A 17299-nucleotide genomic window follows, 5' to 3' on the forward strand; every position below is an offset into this window, starting at 1 on the left:
ATGAAAAATACAACCGCAACGCCGTGGATCCAGCATCCGCGTTTTCTCAAAATTCTCTATCCGACCCTCGTCGCGGTGGCGATGGTGCTCCTGTGGCAGGGCGCGGTGAGCTATTTCCGTATCCCGGCCTTTCTGGTGCCGTCGCCGCTGGTGATGCTGGAAAGCCTGTGGACGCATCTCACGCCGCTGCTGCTGGCGCTGCTGTTCACCCTCAAGATCACCCTGATCTCGTTTCTGCTGTCGATTGTCATCGGCGCCGCGGTGGCGTTTATCCTGGTGCAGAACCGCTTTGTGGAAACCGCCCTGTTTCCCTACATCGTGTTTTTGCAGGTGACGCCGATCGTCGCCATCGCCCCGCTGATCATCATCTGGGTGAAGGATGCCACGCTCTCGCTGGTGGTGTGCGCCACCCTGATGGCGGTGTTTCCCATCATCTCCAATACCACTCAGGGACTGCGCAGCGTCTCCCCCGGCCTGCTGAGCTATTTTCGCCTCAATCACGCCAGCCGCTGGCAAACGCTGGTGCGGCTGCGTATCCCCTCGGCGCTGCCCTATTTCTTCGGCGCGCTGCGTATTTCCAGTGGGCTGTCGCTGATTGGCGCGGTGGTGGCGGAGTTTGTCGCCGGGACCGGCGGGACCAATACCGGACTGGCCTATCAGATCCTGCAGGCTGGCTACCAGCTGGATATCCCGCTGATGTTTGCCGCGCTGCTGCTGATCTCTCTCGCCGGTATCGCGCTGTTTGGCGTGATGTCCTGGGTTTCGCGCCGGGCGCTTAGCGCCTGGCATGAAAGCGAAGCCGTGCAATCTCATTAATGTTCTGCTGACGAACAGGAAAAAGAATGATGACTGATGAACAGCGTCAACACGCGATCGCGGTGATCCAGCAGGCACTCCCGGCGCTGGAGTGGACCTTACAGCCGGCGAAGATCAAACGGCTCTCCCGCGATTTTCACTGGTTCAGTCCGCTACTCACCGAGCAACTGGCGGGGAAACAGGCGGACGCGGTGGTTCGCCCGCGCGATGAAGAGGAGCTGCGCCAGCTGGTCTGCGCCTGCGCGCAGCACCAGCTGCCGCTGACCCTGCGCGGCAGCGCCACCGGCAACTACGGACAGCTGGTCCCCCTCGAAGGCGGGCTGCTGGTGGATATGACCGGGCTCAACCAGATCGTCGCCCTCGGCAACGGCACAGTGAGGGCCCAGGCCGGCATTCGCCTGGCGGACATCGAAACCGCCGCCCGCCCGACGGGCTGGGAGCTGCGCTGTATGCCATCGACCTATCGACTGGCGAGCCTGGGCGGTCTCTACGGCGGCGGGTTCGGCGGTATCGGCTCCATCAACTATGGGCCGCTGGCGGCGCCCGGCAATGTGCTCAGCGTCAAAGTGATGACCGTCGAGCCGGTCCCCCGCGTGCTGACCGTCCCGGCTCCCGAAGCGCTGCTGCTGCATCACGCCTACGGCACCAACGGCATTATCCTGGAGGTTGAGCTGGCGCTGGCGCCTGCGCACCAGTGGATTGAACGTCTGGACGTGTTTGACGATTTCGCCGATGCGCTGAACTATGCCAACGCCTGCGTCCGCTCGCCGGGGCTGGTGAAGCGTCAGGTGGCGCTGCTGGCCACGCCGATCGCTGACTATTTTAGCCACCTCAAGGATCGTTACCGCACCGGGCAGCATGCGGTTATCAGCCTGATCGCCGAGGAGAGCGAAGGACTCTGCGCCAGCCTGTTACCGCGCCATCGCGGGAGCAACGCCATCCGGCAGTTCAGCGAGGAGGCCCGGACGCGCAACGGCTCGTTAATGGAATACTGCTGGAACCACACCACCCTGCATGCGCTCAAGGTGGACAATACGCTGACCTATCTGCAGACGGCGTTTGATCCGCTGCGCTATCCGCAGCAAATTTTACAGATGGAGCAGCACTTCGCCGGGGAGGTGATGTCCCATATTGAATTCCTGCGCGATATCGAGGGCAATCTCACCGCCAGCGGTCTGCAGCTGGTGCGCTATACCACGCCCGAACGTCTTAACGCCATCATGCAGATATTTCGCGACAACGACGTCAAGATTAACAACCCCCACGTGCTGCAGGTTGAGGACGGCAAACAGGGCGTGATTCGTCCCGACGTCGTGGCAGTGAAACAGTCTCTCGACCCGGCGGGATTGCTTAACCCCGGCAAGCTGCGCGGCTGGGCGCTGCGCGACCAGCTGGAACTCGACAGCAACCCGCTGACGCGGGCCACCCGCGAAAGCCCCACGACCTGATGGTCCCCGGTCCGGTTGGGCGCTAACGGGTCGCTGGCCCGTTGCCGCCCAACCTCATCCTGCGCCGGACAGTCCCGCCATATGGACGATAAGCCCTACTGCGGCGGCGGCCAACGGCGCGGTAAATCCCACTTTATTATGGGTGGTTTCAATAAACGACCCGCCGGCGTGAATAAAGATAAACGAGGGCAAAAGGTAAACCATGTCACCAGGCACGCCGCCGCGATGCCCCCCAGCAGCACTTCATCAACGCCCAATACCGCTTTGGTGTAACCGCCGACAAACCCGACAAAGGTCACCATCATGATCAACGGTCCGGGGGTCGATTCCCCCAGGGCGAGGACGTCCATCATCTGCCCTGCGGTCAGCCAGCCATAGTGGGTCACCGCCCCCTGGTAAACGTAAGGCAGGACGGCATACGCCCCGCCGAAAGTCATCAGCGCGGCTTTGGTAAAGAACCCGCTCATCTGGGCCAGCGGATGCGCCCAGCCCAGCATTAGCGCCAGGGCGGCCATCGGCACCAGCCACAGCAGTATCCCGGCGCTGGTGCTGTTCGCCCTGATGGAATGGGGCCACCAGCACGTGCTGCATAGCGCGTCGCCTATTGCATTGGTGGACAGCGCCAGCGGCGAGACCGTCCATCCGGGGTTCGTCACCGCCAGCGGCAGCGTGGCGAGCCCCAGCGCGCTACAGATCGTCAAAGCCGGTACCCATGCCGAAACCTGAGGAATGTATTCCTGGCACTGCTTGCCGGACGCGCGGCCTCGCCATTTTCGACCGGCCACAAAAGCCCTGGGATAGGATGAAATCTGGCTGGAAACGCGCCAGTGAAGAAAGGATATCGTCAGGCGGGCAGCAGCCCCCTGCTGCCCGCCTGACGTGTGAGTGGCGTTAATTCACCCGCGCAGGCAAGGTAATTGCTGCAGGGCGTTCGCCATATTAATCTGAATCAGCTCTTTAAGACCTTCGCGCTTAATAAACTGGCTCCGGTGCTTACTTTTCACCTCTTCAATACTCTTTTTTGATCTCTTGCGCCGGCAGTTTATACCAGCCGCGAGCCTGTTTCTCACCGCCCATTTCCAGCCACAGCGATGAATAACTGGCTTTCACCAGATCGCTTTTCACGTGATAATCAGAATCGATGGCGTAGACCGTGGAGATGTTGAAATATCGCAGCAAACCATACAGCACGCTCATGATGATATTTTTCGGCCGCGCGCCATGCAGCTCTTTAGTCAGCACCTTCACTTCGTCATTGGTGATATCTTTCCCGCCCTGGATGCCGCCGATATAAGCGCGGCCATCGTCGGTGCAGGAAAAACAGACGCTATAGACGCGCCGGTCGCCAAGAAACAGCTGCAGCATCAGCTCCCCTTCCTCCTGAAACGGCGAGGCCAGCAGCTTAACGTCAAGCTTATCGCCATTTTTCAAGGGAATAGAAAACATCTCGCGGCCAAAATCCGCGACATTGTAGAGCTGCGGCAGCACATCAGGGTGAAACGTTTTCTCGATGAAATTCAGTGAACCATGGGCAATATCCAGTTTGCGTCGTTTTGACAGCCGTTTATTGAGATACGCTTTAAACGGTTTATCCTCAAAAGGCACCAGTCCTTTGGTCACCGCGGTCAACCGCGCGCACTGATATTTCGCACAAAGTCCTTGATATTCTCTGTATTTACCTCCTGCGAGCGAGAGCTCTCTGCATTTTCGTAAAACTTTTTTATAGCTTATTTTGACCTGACCGATCACTTTATTATGTTTACGCCATTCTTTGATGGCGCCTGCAACAGTATGTTCCATTGATTAAGATCCATAGATTCATCCATAATCGCGGCCATATTAACATAAAAGCGTTTCGTCAACGCTTAATTACTCCTTCGTTGTCCTTTCATTTAATATTTAGGCAGGAAATTATCCTGGCGACGTTATTTGTCGTTAAACTTATTCTGTCAACGATGAATTATGGTAGGTAACGCCCTCCGCTCAGCGACTTAACGCTCTGTGCCTTCGGCGCGAAGCGCGGCTACAACCGCTGGCGGTTATGCCCTATACTTGACCCTGATTCAAAACCAGCAACGATAGGTAACTTATGGAAATTGATCTCGACAACCTGGTCTTCAGCGGCCTGGATGAAGCGGAAGAGCGCAACGCGGAGCGTCTGGAAGAAGCGGACAAAAAAGCCCAGGCGATCGTTGCCGACGACGACTGCGGCGACGCCTGTAAAATCTGATTGTCAAACCGGCCAGCAGGCCGGTTTTTTTTGACGCCCACACCTCAGGTGGGTAAAAACCCTTTCAGCGTATCCAGCAGCGCCTGCGCCGCCTTCGACAGCGGCAGATGTCCGGCATGGATCGCGCCGACGCACTTCTCAATCGGCGGATCGCTGAGCGGGATGCAGACGGCGCCCAACGATGCCATCTGCGTTTTACACAGCGCCGGCACCGCGCTGCCCCCCAGGCCGCTGGCCACCATCCTCCCCACCGTCACCAGCTGATGACTCTCCAGCGCCACATCCAGCTGACGTCCGCTGCGCGCCAGCGCCTCCTCCAGCATCAGGCGTACCGCCGAGGGGCGCTGCAGGGTAATAAAGTCGAGGGTCAACAGCTCCTGCCAGGTGAGCTGCTTTTTCTTCGCCAGCGGGGATTGTTGGGGAACGATCGCCACGAAGCGGTCCACCGCCAGCGGGGTAAACAGCAGGTTGTGGTTGGGCGATGGCTCGAAAGCGATGCCCATCTCCACCCGCCCCTCGCGCACCATCTCGATCACCTGCTCATTAATCACGTCATGCACCGTAACGTTCACCCCGGCATAGCGGTCGCGGAAGGCTTTCAGCGCCTCCGGCAGAACGTTGGCGGCAAACGACGGCATCGCGGCGACCGAAATTTTACCCCGCTGCAGGGTAAAGCTCTGACGCATGGCCTCCTCGACGTTATCCCAGTCGGCCAGCAGCTGACGGGCCATCGGCAGAAAGAGTTCCCCCTCCTGGGTGAGGGTCACTTTGCGGGTGCTGCGCTGCAGCAGCGCGCCGCCCAGCGCCTCCTCCAACCCTTTGATGGTCAGGCTGAGAGCTGGCTGCGACAGATTCAGCCTTTCGCTGGCGTGGGCGAAATTCAGAGTGTGAGCTACCGCTAAAAACGCGCGTAACTGTTTGACACTCATTCTCATTTTTCATCCTGTTAACTAATTGAAAAAAATTAGTTAACAGGAAATTAATTAAAATTCCAAATGAGTGAGTCACAAATTCAAAATTATCAAATCAGTCGCCTGCGCCAATGATAAGGCTATCGCAAGGCAGGAGAGACAAGATGGCAGGACTGGATAAACGCGTCGCCAGTTACGAAGCGGCGCTGGAAGGGTTAACGGACGGCATGACGCTGCTCGCCGGCGGCTTCGGCCTGTGCGGCATTCCCGAGAACTTGATCGCCGAGGTGCAGCGTCGCCAGGTGCAGGGGCTGACGGTGGTCTCCAACAACTGCGGGGTCGACGGTTTCGGTCTCGGCATGCTGCTGGAGTCGCGCCAGGTCAGCAAGGTGGTGGCCTCTTACGTCGGGGAAAACGCGCTGTTTGAACAGCTGGTGCTCAGCGGCGAGCTGGCGGTAGAACTCACCCCGCAGGGAACGCTGGCGGAAAAAATCCGCGCCGGCGGCGCTGGCATCCCCGGCTTTTACACCGCCACCGGGTATGGCACCCCGGTCGCCGAAGGCAAAGAGGTGCGCCAGTTCGACGGCCGACACTACATCCTTGAAGAGGCGATCCGCGGCGATTTCGCGCTGGTCAAAGGCTGGAAAGCCGACTGGTACGGCAACGTGGTCTATCGCCACACCGCGCAGAATTTCAACCCGCTGATGGCCACCGCCGGGCGCATTACGGTGGTGGAGGTGGAAGAGATTGTGCCGCCGGGCGAACTGCCCCCCTCCGCCATCCATACTCCGGGGATCTATGTCGACCGGCTGATCGTCGGGCAATTCGAAAAACGTATTGAACAGCGCACCCTGCGCGCCGGAGGGCACTGAGATGCTGACCCGTGAACAAATGGCGATGCGCGTCGCCCAGGAGCTGCGCGACGGCGACTACGTCAACCTCGGGATCGGTATCCCGACGCTGGTGGCCAACTACATTCCCGCCGGCATTGAAGTGATGCTCCAGTCGGAGAACGGCCTGCTGGGGATGGGCGAATTTCCCGATGAGGAAACCATCGACGCCGACATGATTAACGCCGGTAAACAAACCGTCACCGCGCAAACCGGGGCGGCGATCTTCGATTCCGCCCAGTCGTTCGCCATGATCCGCGGCGGCCACGTCGACCTGACCGTTCTTGGCGCCTTTGAGGTCGACGTCGCGGGCAACATCGCCTCATGGATGATCCCTGGAAAAATGGTCAAGGGGATGGGCGGCGCCATGGACCTGGTGGCCGGCGCGCAGAACATCATCGTGGTGATGACCCACGCCTCAAAAAACGGCGAATCCAAACTGCTGCCGCAGTGCACCCTGCCGCTCACCGGCGTGGGCTGTATTCGCCGGGTACTCACCGACCTGGCCCTGCTGGAGATTGTCGACGGCGCGTTTGTCCTGCGCGAAGTGGCCCCGGGGGTCAGCCCCGACGAGGTGATACGTAAAACGGCGGGACGGCTGATCGTCGCCGACGACGTGCGCGAAATGCGCTTCAGTTAAGGAGAGACCATGACCGATATTGCCATTGTTGCTGCAGTACGCACCCCGGTAGGCAGCTTTCGCGGCGCCTTCGCCCCTCTTTCCGCCGTCGACCTCGGCGCGGCGGTGGTGCGCGGCCTGCTTGAACGCTGCCAGCTGCCTGCCGCAGCGGTCGACGAACTAATTTTCGGCCAGGTGCTTACCGCCGGCTGCGGGCAGAATCCGGCGCGCCAGACCGCGCTGCGGGCCGGCCTGCCGGTCGACACTCCGGCGGTCACCGTCAATCTGGTGTGCGGCTCCGGACTGAAAGCGGTTCAGCAGGCGGTGCAGGCGATCCGCTGCGGCGACGCCGGGATCGTTATCGCCGGCGGCCAGGAGAGCATGAGCAATGCTCCCTATCTGATGCATGGCGCCCGCGACGGCCTGCGTTTCGGCCACGCCAGCCTGCAGGACAGCATGATCCAGGACGGCCTGTGGGACGCCTTCAACGACTACCACATGGGCATTACCGCCGAGAACCTCGCCGACGCCTTCGACATCAGCCGCGAGCGCCAGGACGCCTTCGCCGCCAGCTCCCAGCGCAAAGCGGCGGCTGCTATCGCCGCCGGGCGCTTTCGCGAGGAGATCGTCCCGGTCAGCGTCCCGCAGGGCAAAAAGCCGCCGCGATTCGTGACTGACGATGAGCAACCGCGCCCGGAGACCAGCGAGCAGCAGCTGGCCCAGCTGCGCCCGGCGTTTCGCCCGGCTGACGGCAGCGTCACCGCCGGGAATGCCTCGTAGCTGAACGACGGCGCCGCGGCGGTCCTGCTGATGCGCGTCGATAAAGCGCGCGAGCTTGGGCTGCCGGTGCTGGCGCGCATTGTCAGCTCAGCGGTCGCCGGGGTCGACCCGTCGGTGATGGGCATCGGCCCGGTGAGCGCCTGCCGCCAGGCGCTGCAGCGCGCCGGCTGGACGCTGGACGAGGTGGACCTTATCGAAGCCAACGAGGCTTTTGCCGTCCAGGCGCTGGCCGTCGGCCAGCTGCTTGAATGGGACAGCGAGAAGGTCAACGTCAACGGCGGCGCCATCGCCCTGGGCCATCCCATCGGCGCCTCCGGCTGCCGGATCCTCGTCAGCCTGGTGCATGAGATGCAGCGCCGGGGCGCCAGCAAAGGGCTGGCAACCCTGTGCGTCGGCGGCGGCCAGGGCATCGCCATGACTCTACAACGTTAACAGGAGCCACTATGTTTACACCACGCCTGGCGGTACTCGGCGCGGGACTGATGGGCGTCGGTATCGCCTGCCATTTCGCCCGCCACGGTCACGCCGTCCGCCTGTATGACACCGATCCGCAGCGTCTCGCCGAGGTTCCGGCAGTGGCCAGCGCCATTCTGTGCGAGCTGGAGGCCAGCGGTCAACAGGATCCCGCCGACCGCGACGCGGTGCTGGCCCGTCTGACCCCCACCCCGACGCTGAATGCCCTGGCCGATGCCACGCTGCTGATTGAAGCGATCCCCGAACGGCTGGCGCTGAAGCACGCCCTGTACGCCGAGCTGGAAACGCTGATCGCCGACGAGGCGATTATCGCCAGCAACACCAGCGGCCTGCCGCCGGATCAGCTGGCGCAGGGCATGCGCCTCCCGGAACGGCTACTGATCGCTCATTTCTGGCATCCGCCGCACCTGATCCCGCTGGTGGAAGTGGTGCCCGGGAGCGCCACGCTGCCTCATCTGGCGCGCGAGGTGAGCGGCTTTTGCGCCGCCTGCGCGCTGGAGGCGGTGGTGCTCAACCGCGCCGCGCCGGGCTTTGTCGGCAACCGGCTGCAGTTCGCCCTGCTGCGCGAAGCACTGCATATCGTCCACAGCGGCATCGCTTCCCCGGAGGTGGTGGACCAGGTGATGCGCGCCTCGCTGGGCCGCCGCTATGCGATGGTCGGCCCGCTGGAGGCTGCGGACATGACCGGCCTGGCGACAGTCCAGGATATCTGCCAGCACCTGCTGCCGGAGCTGGCCAGCGGCACGGAGATGATGTCGCTGGTGGCGGAGAAAGTGGCGCGAGGCGACACCGGCGCCCGCAGCGGGCAAGGCTTTTACCGCTGGGACGAGGCCCGGCACCAGCGCATCCAGTCGCGCCGGGAACACCAGCTGCGCTTCGCCCTGAAACCCTAGTATCGCGTTCTGTACCCCTACAATAACAATGAGAGTGAGACGTCGTGATGAGTGTGATAATAGCCCTGGCCGCGCTGGCGTTACTGATGCTGGCAGCCTACCGTGGATACAGCGTGATCCTCTTTGCGCCGATCGCCGCCCTCGGCGCGGTGCTCCTCACCGACCCGGGCGCGGTCGGCCCGGCCTTTACCGGCCTGTTTATGGAAAAAATGGTCGGCTTTGTGAAGCTCTATTTCCCGGTGTTTCTGCTGGGCGCGGTATTCGGCAAGCTGATTGAGCTGTCGGGATTCTCACGTTCGATTGTCGCCGCCGCCATCCGCATCCTTGGGCGCCGCCACGCGATCCCGGTGATCGTGCTGGTGTGCGCCCTGCTGACCTACGGCGGGGTGTCGCTGTTTGTGGTGGCCTTTGCCGTCTACCCTTTCGCCGCCGAACTATTTCGCCAGAGCGGGATCCCCAAACGGCTGATCCCCGCCACCGTCGCCCTCGGGGCATTCTCGTTTACCATGGACGCCCTGCCCGGCACGCCGCAGATCCAGAATATTATTCCCACCAGCTTCTTCGGCACCAACGCCTGGGCGGCCCCCTGGCTGGGGCTTATCGGCTCGCTGTTCATTATCATCTTCGGTTTGCTGTGGCTGGAGCGTCAGCGCCGCAAAGCGCAGGCCCGCGGCGAAGGCTATGGGACCGACCTGCAAAATGAGCCGGAGACCCCGGATGACATCGATCTGCCGCATCCGTTAATCGCTATCGCCCCGCTGCTGCTGGTGGGGGTGCTGAATCTGCTGTTCACCCACTGGATCCCGCAGTGGTACGGCGCCAGCCATGAGCTCACCCTGCCGGGCCTGGCGAAGCCTGTCGTCACCGAAGTGGGGAAAATCACCGCCATCTGGGCGGTGCAGGCGGCGCTGCTCTCCGGCATTGTGCTGGTGCTGGTTTGCGGCTATCGCAATATCCGCGGCCGGCTGGCGGAGGGAAGCCGGACGGCGGTGGGCGGGGCTATTCTCGCGGCGATGAACACCGCCTCTGAGTATGGCTTCGGCGCGGTTATCGCCGCCCTGCCGGGTTTCCTGGTGCTGTCAAAAGCCCTCGCGGCCATTCCCAATCCGCTGTTAAACGAGGCGATCTGCGTCACGGTGCTGGCCGGGATCACCGGCTCGGCCTCCGGGGGGATGAGCATCGCCCTGGCGGCGATGTCCGAGACCTTTGTCGCCGCCGCCCACGCCGCCAATATTCCGCTCGAGGTACTGCACCGTGTCGCCGCCATGGCCAGCGGCGGCATGGACACCCTGCCGCACAACGGGGCGGTGATCACCCTGCTGGCGATCACCGGCCTGAGCCATCGCCAGGCCTACGGCGGCATTTTCGCCATCACGGTGATCAAAAGCCTCGCGGTACTGTTTGTCATTGCCACGTTCTATGTGACCGGCATTGTCTGATACCAGATTGAAGGAGTAATAAAATGAACTTACACGGTAAAACGGCGCTGGTCACCGGCTCCACCAGCGGCATCGGTTTAGGGATCGCCAAAGTGCTGGCGCAGGCAGGCGCCCAGCTGGTGCTCAATGGCTTCGGCGACAGCAGCCACGCCCGGGCCGAAGTCGCCGCGCTGGGCAAGATCCCCGGCTATCACGACGCCGACCTGCGCGACGTCGGGCAGATCGAAGCGATGATGCGCTATGCCGAAAGCACCTTCGGCGGCGTCGATATCGTGATCAATAACGCCGGCATCCAGCACGTGGCCCCGGTGGAGCAGTTCCCGGTGGACAAATGGAACGATATTCTCGCCATCAATCTCTCCAGCGTCTTCCACACCACCCGCCTGGCGCTGCCGGGTATGCGCCAGCGCAACTGGGGGCGCATCATCAACATTGCCTCAGTGCATGGCCTGGTGGCGTCGAAAGAGAAATCGGCCTACGTCGCCGCCAAGCACGCGGTGGTCGGGCTGACCAAAACCGTGGCCCTGGAAACCGCGCGCAGCGGCATCACCTGCAACGCCATCTGCCCGGGCTGGGTGCTAACCCCGCTGGTGCAGCAGCAGATCGATAAGCGCATCGCCGAGGGGGTCGACCCGGAGCAGGCCAGCGCGCAACTGCTGGCGGAAAAGCAGCCCTCCGGGGAGTTTGTCACCCCGCAGCAGCTGGGCGAAATGGCGCTGTTTCTGTGCAGCGATGCCGCCGCCCAGGTGCGCGGCGCCGCATGGAACATGGATGGCGGCTGGGTGGCGCAGTAAGCCGCTGGCGCCGCAAAGATCAGAACATCGCCAGAAAGCGTTTCACCGTACGCGAGCGCTCGAAGCGCCGCCAGGCGATGGCGATATCGGTCTTCAGCGGCGCCCCGCTAAGCGGGTGATAGCTGACGTTCGGCTGCTGGATGCAGGTCATCGACTGCGGAACCAGCGCGAAGCCGAAGCCTGCATTGACCATGCTCAGCGACGATGAAATTTGCGACGACTGCCAGGCGCGCTCCATATCGATCCCGGCGCGCAGGCAACTGTTATACACCAGCTCATACAGCCCGGGGGCCACCTCCCGCGGGAAGAGGATCGGCGCCACGTCGCGCAGCTGCTCCAGGGCAAGGGTCGGCTGCGTCGCCAGCGGATTATCGCGCGGCAGCGCGATAACCATCGGCTCCTCATCGATAATCCGCAGATTAAAGGCTTTACTGCTCTCGCACGGCAGGCGGACGAAGGCGATATCCAGCTCGGCCTCGCTCAGGGCGGTCATCAGATTGGCCATATTGTCTTCCATCTGGTGCAGGGTCACCCCGGGGTGGTCGAGCTGAAAACGGTGCAGCAGCGTGAAGATTTGCGGATGGAAAGCATCAGAACTGGTAATGCCTAGCGACAGGCTGCCGTTCATCCCGCGCGCAATGCCCTTGGCCTTCTCCAGCGCCGCATCGCTCATGGCGAGGATCTGGCGGGCATCCTCATAGAAAGACTCTCCCGCTTCCGTCAGCTCCACCCCGCGGGTTAAACGCCGGAACAGCGGGGTCCCCACTTCGCGCTCAAGCCGCTGAATTTGCTGACTTAACGGAGGCTGTGAAATACCCAGCTCCTTGGCGGCCTGGGTGAAGTGCCGCGTCCTGGCGACGGCGACAAAATAGCGAAGATAACGAAGTTCCATATCGAAAACGTCTCAAACCAGCATGGTTTCTATATTGGAACTGTGAGCTGAATCGGGTCAACATTTATTTAACCTTTCTTATATTTGTTGAACGAGGAAGTGGTATATGAATCATTCTGCTGAATGCACCTGCGAAGAGAGTCTATGCGAAACCCTGCGGGCGTTTTCCGCGCAGCATCCCGAGAGCGTGCTCTATCAGACATCGCTCATGAGCGCCCTGCTGAGCGGGGTTTACGAAGGCAGCACCACCATCGCGGACCTGCTGAAACACGGCGATTTCGGCCTCGGCACCTTTAATGAGCTGGACGGGGAGCTGATCGCCTTCAGCAGTCAGGTCTATCAGCTGCGCGCCGACGGCAGCGCGCGCAAAGCCCAGCCGGAGCAGAAAACGCCGTTCGCGGTGATGACCTGGTTCCAGCCGCAGTACCGGAAAACCTTTGACCATCCGGTGAGCCGCCAGCAACTGCACGAGGTGATCGACCAGCAAATCCCCTCTGACAACCTGTTCTGCGCCCTGCGCATCGACGGCCATTTCCGCCATGCCCATACCCGCACCGTGCCGCGCCAGACACCGCCGTACCGGGCGATGACCGACGTCCTCGACGATCAGCCGGTGTTCCGCTTTAACCAGCGCGAAGGGGTGCTGGTCGGCTTCCGGACCCCGCAGCATATGCAGGGGATCAACGTCGCCGGGTATCACGAGCATTTTATTACCGATGACCGCAAAGGCGGCGGTCACCTGCTGGATTACCAGCTCGACCACGGGGTGCTGACCTTCGGCGAAATTCACAAGCTGATGATCGACCTGCCCGCCGACAGCGCGTTCCTGCAGGCTAATCTGCATCCCGATAATCTCGATGCCGCCATCCGTTCCGTAGAATGTTAAGGGGGTCACATGGACAAACAGTATCCGGTACGCCAGTGGGCGCACGGCGCCGATCTCGTCGTCAGTCAGCTGGAAGCTCAGGGGGTACGCCAGGTGTTCGGCATCCCCGGCGCTAAAATCGACAAGGTCTTCGATTCACTGCTGGATTCCTCCATTCGCATTATTCCGGTACGCCACGAAGCCAACGCCGCATTTATGGCCGCCGCCGTCGGACGTATTACCGGCAAAGCGGGCGTGGCGCTGGTCACCTCCGGTCCGGGTTGTTCTAACCTGATCACCGGCATGGCCACCGCGAACAGCGAAGGCGACCCGGTGGTGGCCCTGGGCGGCGCGGTAAAACGCGCCGATAAAGCCAAACAGGTCCATCAGAGTATGGATACGGTGGCGATGTTCAGCCCGGTAACCAAATACGCCGTCGAGGTGACGGCGCCGGATGCGCTGGCGGAAGTGGTCTCCAACGCCTTCCGCGCGGCCGAGCAGGGCCGGCCGGGCAGCGCGTTCGTTAGCCTGCCGCAGGATGTGGTCGATGGCCCGGTCAGCGGCAAAGTGCTGCCGGCCAGCGGGGCCCCGCAGATGGGCGCCGCGCCGGATGATGCCATCGACCAGGTGGCGAAGCTTATCGCCCAGGCGAAGAACCCGATCTTCCTGCTCGGCCTGATGGCCAGCCAGCCGGAAAACAGCAAGGCGCTGCGCCGTTTGCTGGAGACCAGCCATATTCCAGTCACCAGCACCTATCAGGCCGCCGGAGCGGTGAATCAGGATAACTTCTCTCGCTTCGCCGGCCGGGTTGGGCTGTTTAACAACCAGGCCGGGGACCGTCTGCTGCAGCTCGCCGACCTGGTGATCTGCATCGGCTACAGCCCGGTGGAATACGAACCGGCGATGTGGAACAGCGGCAACGCGACGCTGGTGCACATCGACGTGCTGCCCGCCTATGAAGAGCGCAACTACACCCCGGATGTCGAGCTGGTGGGCGATATCGCCGGCACTCTCAACAAGCTGGCGCAAAATATCGATCATCGGCTGGTGCTCTCCCCGCAGGCGGCGGAGATCCTCCGCGACCGCCAGCACCAGCGCGAGCTGCTGGACCGCCGCGGCGCGCAGCTCAACCAGTTTGCCCTGCATCCCCTGCGCATCGTTCGCGCCATGCAGGACATCGTCAACAGCGACGTCACGTTGACCGTGGACATGGGCAGCTTCCATATCTGGATTGCCCGCTACCTGTACAGCTTCCGCGCCCGCCAGGTGATGATCTCCAACGGCCAGCAGACCATGGGCGTCGCCCTGCCCTGGGCCATCGGCGCCTGGCTGGTCAATCCTGAGCGCAAAGTGGTCTCCGTCTCCGGCGACGGCGGCTTCCTGCAGTCGAGCATGGAGCTGGAGACCGCCGTCCGCCTGAAAGCCAACGTACTGCACCTGATCTGGGTCGATAACGGCTACAACATGGTGGCCATTCAGGAAGAGAAAAAATACCAGCGCCTGTCCGGCGTCGAGTTCGGGCCGATGGATTTTAAAGCCTATGCCGAATCCTTCGGCGCGAAAGGGTTTGCCGTGGAAAGCGCCGAGGCGCTGGAGCCGACCCTGCACGCGGCGATGGACGTCGACGGCCCGGCGGTGGTGGCCATCCCGGTAGATTATCGCGATAACCCGCTGCTGATGGGCCAGCTGCATCTGAGTCAGATTCTGTAAGTCATCACAATAAGGAAAGGAAAATGAAAAAAGTCGCACTTGTTACCGGCGCCGGCCAGGGGATTGGTAAAGCTATCGCCCTTCGTCTGGTGAAGGATGGATTTGCCGTGGCCATTGCCGATTATAACGACGCCACCGCCAAAGCGGTCGCCTCCGAAATCAACCAGGCCGGCGGCCGCGCCATGGCGGTGAAAGTGGATGTCTCCGACCGCGATCAGGTGTTTGCCGCCGTCGAACAGGCGCGCAAAACGCTGGGCGGCTTCGACGTCATCGTCAACAACGCCGGCGTGGCGCCGTCCACGCCGATCGAGTCCATTACCCCGGAGATTGTCGACAAAGTCTACAATATCAACGTCAAAGGGGTGATCTGGGGCATCCAGGCGGCGGTCGAGGCCTTTAAGAAAGAGGGTCACGGCGGGAAAATCATCAACGCCTGTTCCCAGGCCGGCCACGTCGGCAACCCGGAGCTGGCGGTATATAGCTCGAGTAAATTCGCCGTACGCGGCTTAACCCAGACCGCCGCTCGCGACCTCGCGCCGCTGGGCATCACGGTCAACGGCTACTGCCCGGGGATTGTCAAAACGCCGATGTGGGCCGAAATTGACCGCCAGGTGTCCGAAGCCGCCGGTAAACCGCTGGGCTACGGTACCGCCGAGTTCGCCAAACGCATCACCCTCGGCCGCCTGTCCGAGCCGGAAGATGTCGCCGCCTGCGTCTCCTATCTTGCCAGCCCGGATTCTGATTATATGACCGGTCAGTCATTGCTGATCGACGGCGGGATGGTGTTTAACTAATAAAAAAAAGCTCTGACATGGCTTGCCCCTGCTTTCGCGCAGGGGCTTTTTTTTGGTTTGTAAGTGTAAGCATCCCGGGGAAACGAAGCATCAATATTTGCGGGCTTCTGGCGTTCCTACTTGCGCTTCTGGCACGACGTGGGCAATCTGACTGGGATGAAGGTCTGATTTGAGCGAGGAGCGGAAGTTCGGGAACGGGATAGCTCCATTGATGACTTTATGCTACGTGTTAAACCACAGGTAATGGAGTTGCTGCCGGAGAAAGTAGTATTCTTTAGACTGAGATCTTTTGAAAGGAACAGTAGTTGCTATAAAATTGAGGAACCAAATTCTTTAGCTTTTAAAAAATAAAATATTATCTCTTTTAGAAATTAGATAAGCAGGAGAAAAGCTATGATATCGGTAATAAAGGACCTATTTAGTAACCAAGTGGTTTCCGCAGTCATTCTTACTATCATTGGAGCGATTACAAAAAAGTATATTCAGTTTCATCGCAGAGACTTTTTTTCACGCTCATCCTCCGAGCAGATAAAAGCAGTCGAATGGCTTAGAACCTCTTCTGTACCCATCTCCGATCCGTTAGCAAAGGCGGAACAGCAGTTCCGCCTACAGTCATTCGGACTGCATAGAGATTGGCATTTATCTTATAAAATCATATGCTTGAGTTCCGATTATGCACAGTCATTGATTCCGTCCTTGAAGGCAGTCTTGCGTTATCAGGGCATGTACACAATTACTAACGGGAATATATACCCTCATAAATTCCATAAGTGGATAATACCTTTTGTGTTAATATCGTTGCTATTATATATCGGTGCTGAGATATACAGAGGTTCTTCACAGAGTGATGGTATAGAGATTTTGAAATCTCTATACGTCGTTATTGTGGCTTTTATAGTATGGTGTTGGGTCGCTGCTTGTGCTCTGAGAGTATCAAGCATCAGTAAAAAGCTCAATGCCTATATCCCACCCGCAAACGATTTTAAATCCAAGACATACGATTTCAGTTCAATACTCAATAATAGATATCCCTAGCCTGGCTGATCTGCTTCCCGTAAATACTGATACCTGGCAGTAAGCGAGATCCGCTTCTGGCACGGCGCGAACTGTTAACTGAGCCAAAGGTCCGCCATGAGCGAGGAGCGGACATTTTTCTTCGTCCTCTACTTCGTCCATTCTTTATGCAGTAACGCATAGATGTATGTGTCGTCATACCTTGCCTTACCCTCCTCGTTTTCAAAGGAGACAAATTCTTTAAAACATCCTTCACGTCGCATAAGTAGTCGCTCGCATAGTTTTTGAGAGGAGTAATTATAATCTTCCACCCAGGCATACAAACGTCTGGCGCCTTTTACTTTAAATAAATAATCAAACAGTGCAGCAACTGACTCGCTTGCATATCCCTGATGTTCAAAACGTTGATTAAAATGCCAGCCTACTGACCAGGTATTGTTGTCTGGTTCGTTGCTATTGTCCGCAAAAAGATGTCCGATTAACGTATCGGTTTCTTTTAGACAAACGGCAAACTGTGTTGGGTCAGAGGCTCGTTTAGCCACGTCGACCTCTGCCTCAGCGAGTGAATGTAACTTTTCATCCTTAAAGCAAGGAGTACGTGGTGAAGAGAGGTAATCGAAAAGAGCTGCCGCATCCTCTTCCTTAAAATGGCGAATGATTAATCTTTGAGTGGTAATGATGGTCATAATGTCCTTGATAATGTAATGCCAGCCAGTTCAGCAAGAAGTCT

At 59.9% G+C, this 17299-nt stretch carries 19 protein-coding genes and 1 other annotated feature; of the genes, 14 read left to right on the forward strand and 5 right to left on the reverse strand.

What is annotated here, in order from left to right; genetic code table 11:
• Positions 1–816 carry an ABC transporter ATP-binding protein gene (locus KPHS_30240; protein YP_005227324.1) on the forward strand — a complete coding sequence of 272 codons (816 nt, stop codon included), beginning with the start codon at positions 1–3 and terminating at the stop codon, positions 814–816.
• 26 nt (positions 817–842) lie between these two features.
• Positions 843–2264 carry an FAD-binding protein gene (locus tag KPHS_30250; RefSeq protein ID YP_005227325.1) on the forward strand — a complete coding sequence of 474 codons (1422 nt, stop codon included), beginning with the start codon at positions 843–845 and terminating at the stop codon, positions 2262–2264.
• A gap of 95 nt (positions 2265–2359) precedes the next feature.
• On the opposite strand, the gene KPHS_30270 is transcribed toward KPHS_30250, so the two are convergent.
• Complete coding sequence (locus KPHS_30270; protein ID YP_005227326.1) at positions 2360–2779, reverse strand: chromate ion transporter (CHR) family chromate transporter; 420 nt, start codon at positions 2777–2779, stop codon at positions 2360–2362.
• A 31-nt stretch (positions 2780–2810) separates the two neighbouring features.
• Between KPHS_30270 and KPHS_30260 the strand changes: the two genes are divergently transcribed.
• Entirely contained in the window at positions 2811–2990 is a 180-nt protein-coding gene (locus KPHS_30260; RefSeq protein YP_005227327.1) for a hypothetical protein, read from the forward strand.
• Positions 2991–3272: 282 nt separating this feature from the next.
• Here the strand turns inward: KPHS_30260 and KPHS_30280 are convergent, their stop codons facing one another.
• Entirely contained in the window at positions 3273–4064 is a 792-nt protein-coding gene (locus tag KPHS_30280) for a DUF535 family protein (RefSeq protein YP_005227328.1), read from the reverse strand.
• Between the two features lie 289 nt (positions 4065–4353).
• Between KPHS_30280 and KPHS_30290 the strand changes: the two genes are divergently transcribed.
• Entirely contained in the window at positions 4354–4494 is a 141-nt protein-coding gene (locus KPHS_30290) for a hypothetical protein (protein ID YP_005227329.1), read from the forward strand.
• Between the two features lie 44 nt (positions 4495–4538).
• On the opposite strand, the gene KPHS_30300 is transcribed toward KPHS_30290, so the two are convergent.
• Positions 4539–5429 carry a LysR family transcriptional regulator gene (locus KPHS_30300; RefSeq protein YP_005227330.1) on the reverse strand — a complete coding sequence of 297 codons (891 nt, stop codon included), beginning with the start codon at positions 5427–5429 and terminating at the stop codon, positions 4539–4541.
• A gap of 140 nt (positions 5430–5569) precedes the next feature.
• Here KPHS_30300 and KPHS_30310 point away from each other — a divergent pair, with 140 nt between their 5' ends.
• The 7 genes from KPHS_30310 to KPHS_30370 all read left to right on the forward strand — a co-directional run bounded on the left by KPHS_30310 (position 5570) and on the right by KPHS_30370 (position 11294).
• Entirely contained in the window at positions 5570–6277 is a 708-nt protein-coding gene (locus KPHS_30310) for a 3-oxoadipate CoA-transferase subunit A (RefSeq protein YP_005227331.1), read from the forward strand.
• Position 6278: 1 nt separating this feature from the next.
• On the forward strand, positions 6279–6935 hold the full coding sequence (locus KPHS_30320; RefSeq protein YP_005227332.1) for a putative acetyl-CoA:acetoacetyl-CoA transferase beta subunit: 657 nt from the start codon (positions 6279–6281) through the stop codon (positions 6933–6935).
• Positions 6936–6944: 9 nt separating this feature from the next.
• Positions 6945–7694, forward strand: a complete 750-nt coding sequence (locus KPHS_30330; protein YP_005227333.1) for an acetyl-CoA acetyltransferase — start codon at positions 6945–6947, stop codon at positions 7692–7694.
• Positions 6945–8126: a sequence feature (potential frameshift: common BLAST hit: gi|238895095|ref|YP_002919830.1| beta-ketothiolase), on the forward strand. (Overlaps the previous gene by 750 nt.)
• On the forward strand, positions 7725–8126 hold the full coding sequence (locus tag KPHS_30340; RefSeq protein YP_005227334.1) for a beta-ketothiolase: 402 nt from the start codon (positions 7725–7727) through the stop codon (positions 8124–8126). Its footprint overlaps the feature before it by 402 nt.
• Positions 8127–8137: 11 nt before the next feature.
• Positions 8138–9061 carry a 3-hydroxybutyryl-CoA dehydrogenase gene (locus tag KPHS_30350; protein ID YP_005227335.1) on the forward strand — a complete coding sequence of 308 codons (924 nt, stop codon included), beginning with the start codon at positions 8138–8140 and terminating at the stop codon, positions 9059–9061.
• A gap of 44 nt (positions 9062–9105) precedes the next feature.
• Positions 9106–10500 (forward strand): citrate transporter, encoded by a 1395-nt coding sequence (locus KPHS_30360; RefSeq protein YP_005227336.1) that lies wholly within the window; start codon positions 9106–9108, stop codon positions 10498–10500.
• Positions 10501–10523: 23 nt separating this feature from the next.
• Positions 10524–11294 (forward strand): 3-hydroxybutyrate dehydrogenase, encoded by a 771-nt coding sequence (locus KPHS_30370; RefSeq protein YP_005227337.1) that lies wholly within the window; start codon positions 10524–10526, stop codon positions 11292–11294.
• A 19-nt stretch (positions 11295–11313) separates the two neighbouring features.
• On the opposite strand, the gene KPHS_30380 is transcribed toward KPHS_30370, so the two are convergent.
• The gene (locus KPHS_30380) at positions 11314–12186 is read right to left on the reverse strand and encodes a LysR family transcriptional regulator (RefSeq protein YP_005227338.1); all 873 of its coding nucleotides are present in this window, start codon (positions 12184–12186) and stop codon (positions 11314–11316) included.
• 106 nt (positions 12187–12292) lie between these two features.
• Here KPHS_30380 and KPHS_30390 point away from each other — a divergent pair, with 106 nt between their 5' ends.
• Genes KPHS_30390 through KPHS_30410 form a run of 3 tightly spaced genes read left to right on the forward strand, consistent with a single transcriptional unit; the run spans position 12293 to position 15555 of the window.
• On the forward strand, positions 12293–13072 hold the full coding sequence (locus KPHS_30390; protein YP_005227339.1) for an acetolactate decarboxylase: 780 nt from the start codon (positions 12293–12295) through the stop codon (positions 13070–13072).
• Positions 13073–13081: 9 nt separating this feature from the next.
• Positions 13082–14761, forward strand: coding sequence for an acetolactate synthase large subunit (locus KPHS_30400; protein ID YP_005227340.1), 1680 nt, complete (start codon positions 13082–13084; stop codon positions 14759–14761).
• Positions 14762–14784: 23 nt separating this feature from the next.
• The gene (locus KPHS_30410) at positions 14785–15555 is read left to right on the forward strand and encodes a short chain dehydrogenase (protein YP_005227341.1); all 771 of its coding nucleotides are present in this window, start codon (positions 14785–14787) and stop codon (positions 15553–15555) included.
• A gap of 1163 nt (positions 15556–16718) precedes the next feature.
• Here the strand turns inward: KPHS_30410 and KPHS_30420 are convergent.
• Positions 16719–17255, reverse strand: coding sequence for a putative acetyl transferase (locus KPHS_30420; protein YP_005227342.1), 537 nt, complete (start codon positions 17253–17255; stop codon positions 16719–16721).
• Positions 17256–17299 lie beyond the last annotated feature (44 nt).

The sequence above is a fragment of the Klebsiella pneumoniae subsp. pneumoniae HS11286 genome, assembly GCF_000240185.1.
Classification (GTDB): domain Bacteria; phylum Pseudomonadota; class Gammaproteobacteria; order Enterobacterales; family Enterobacteriaceae; genus Klebsiella; species Klebsiella pneumoniae.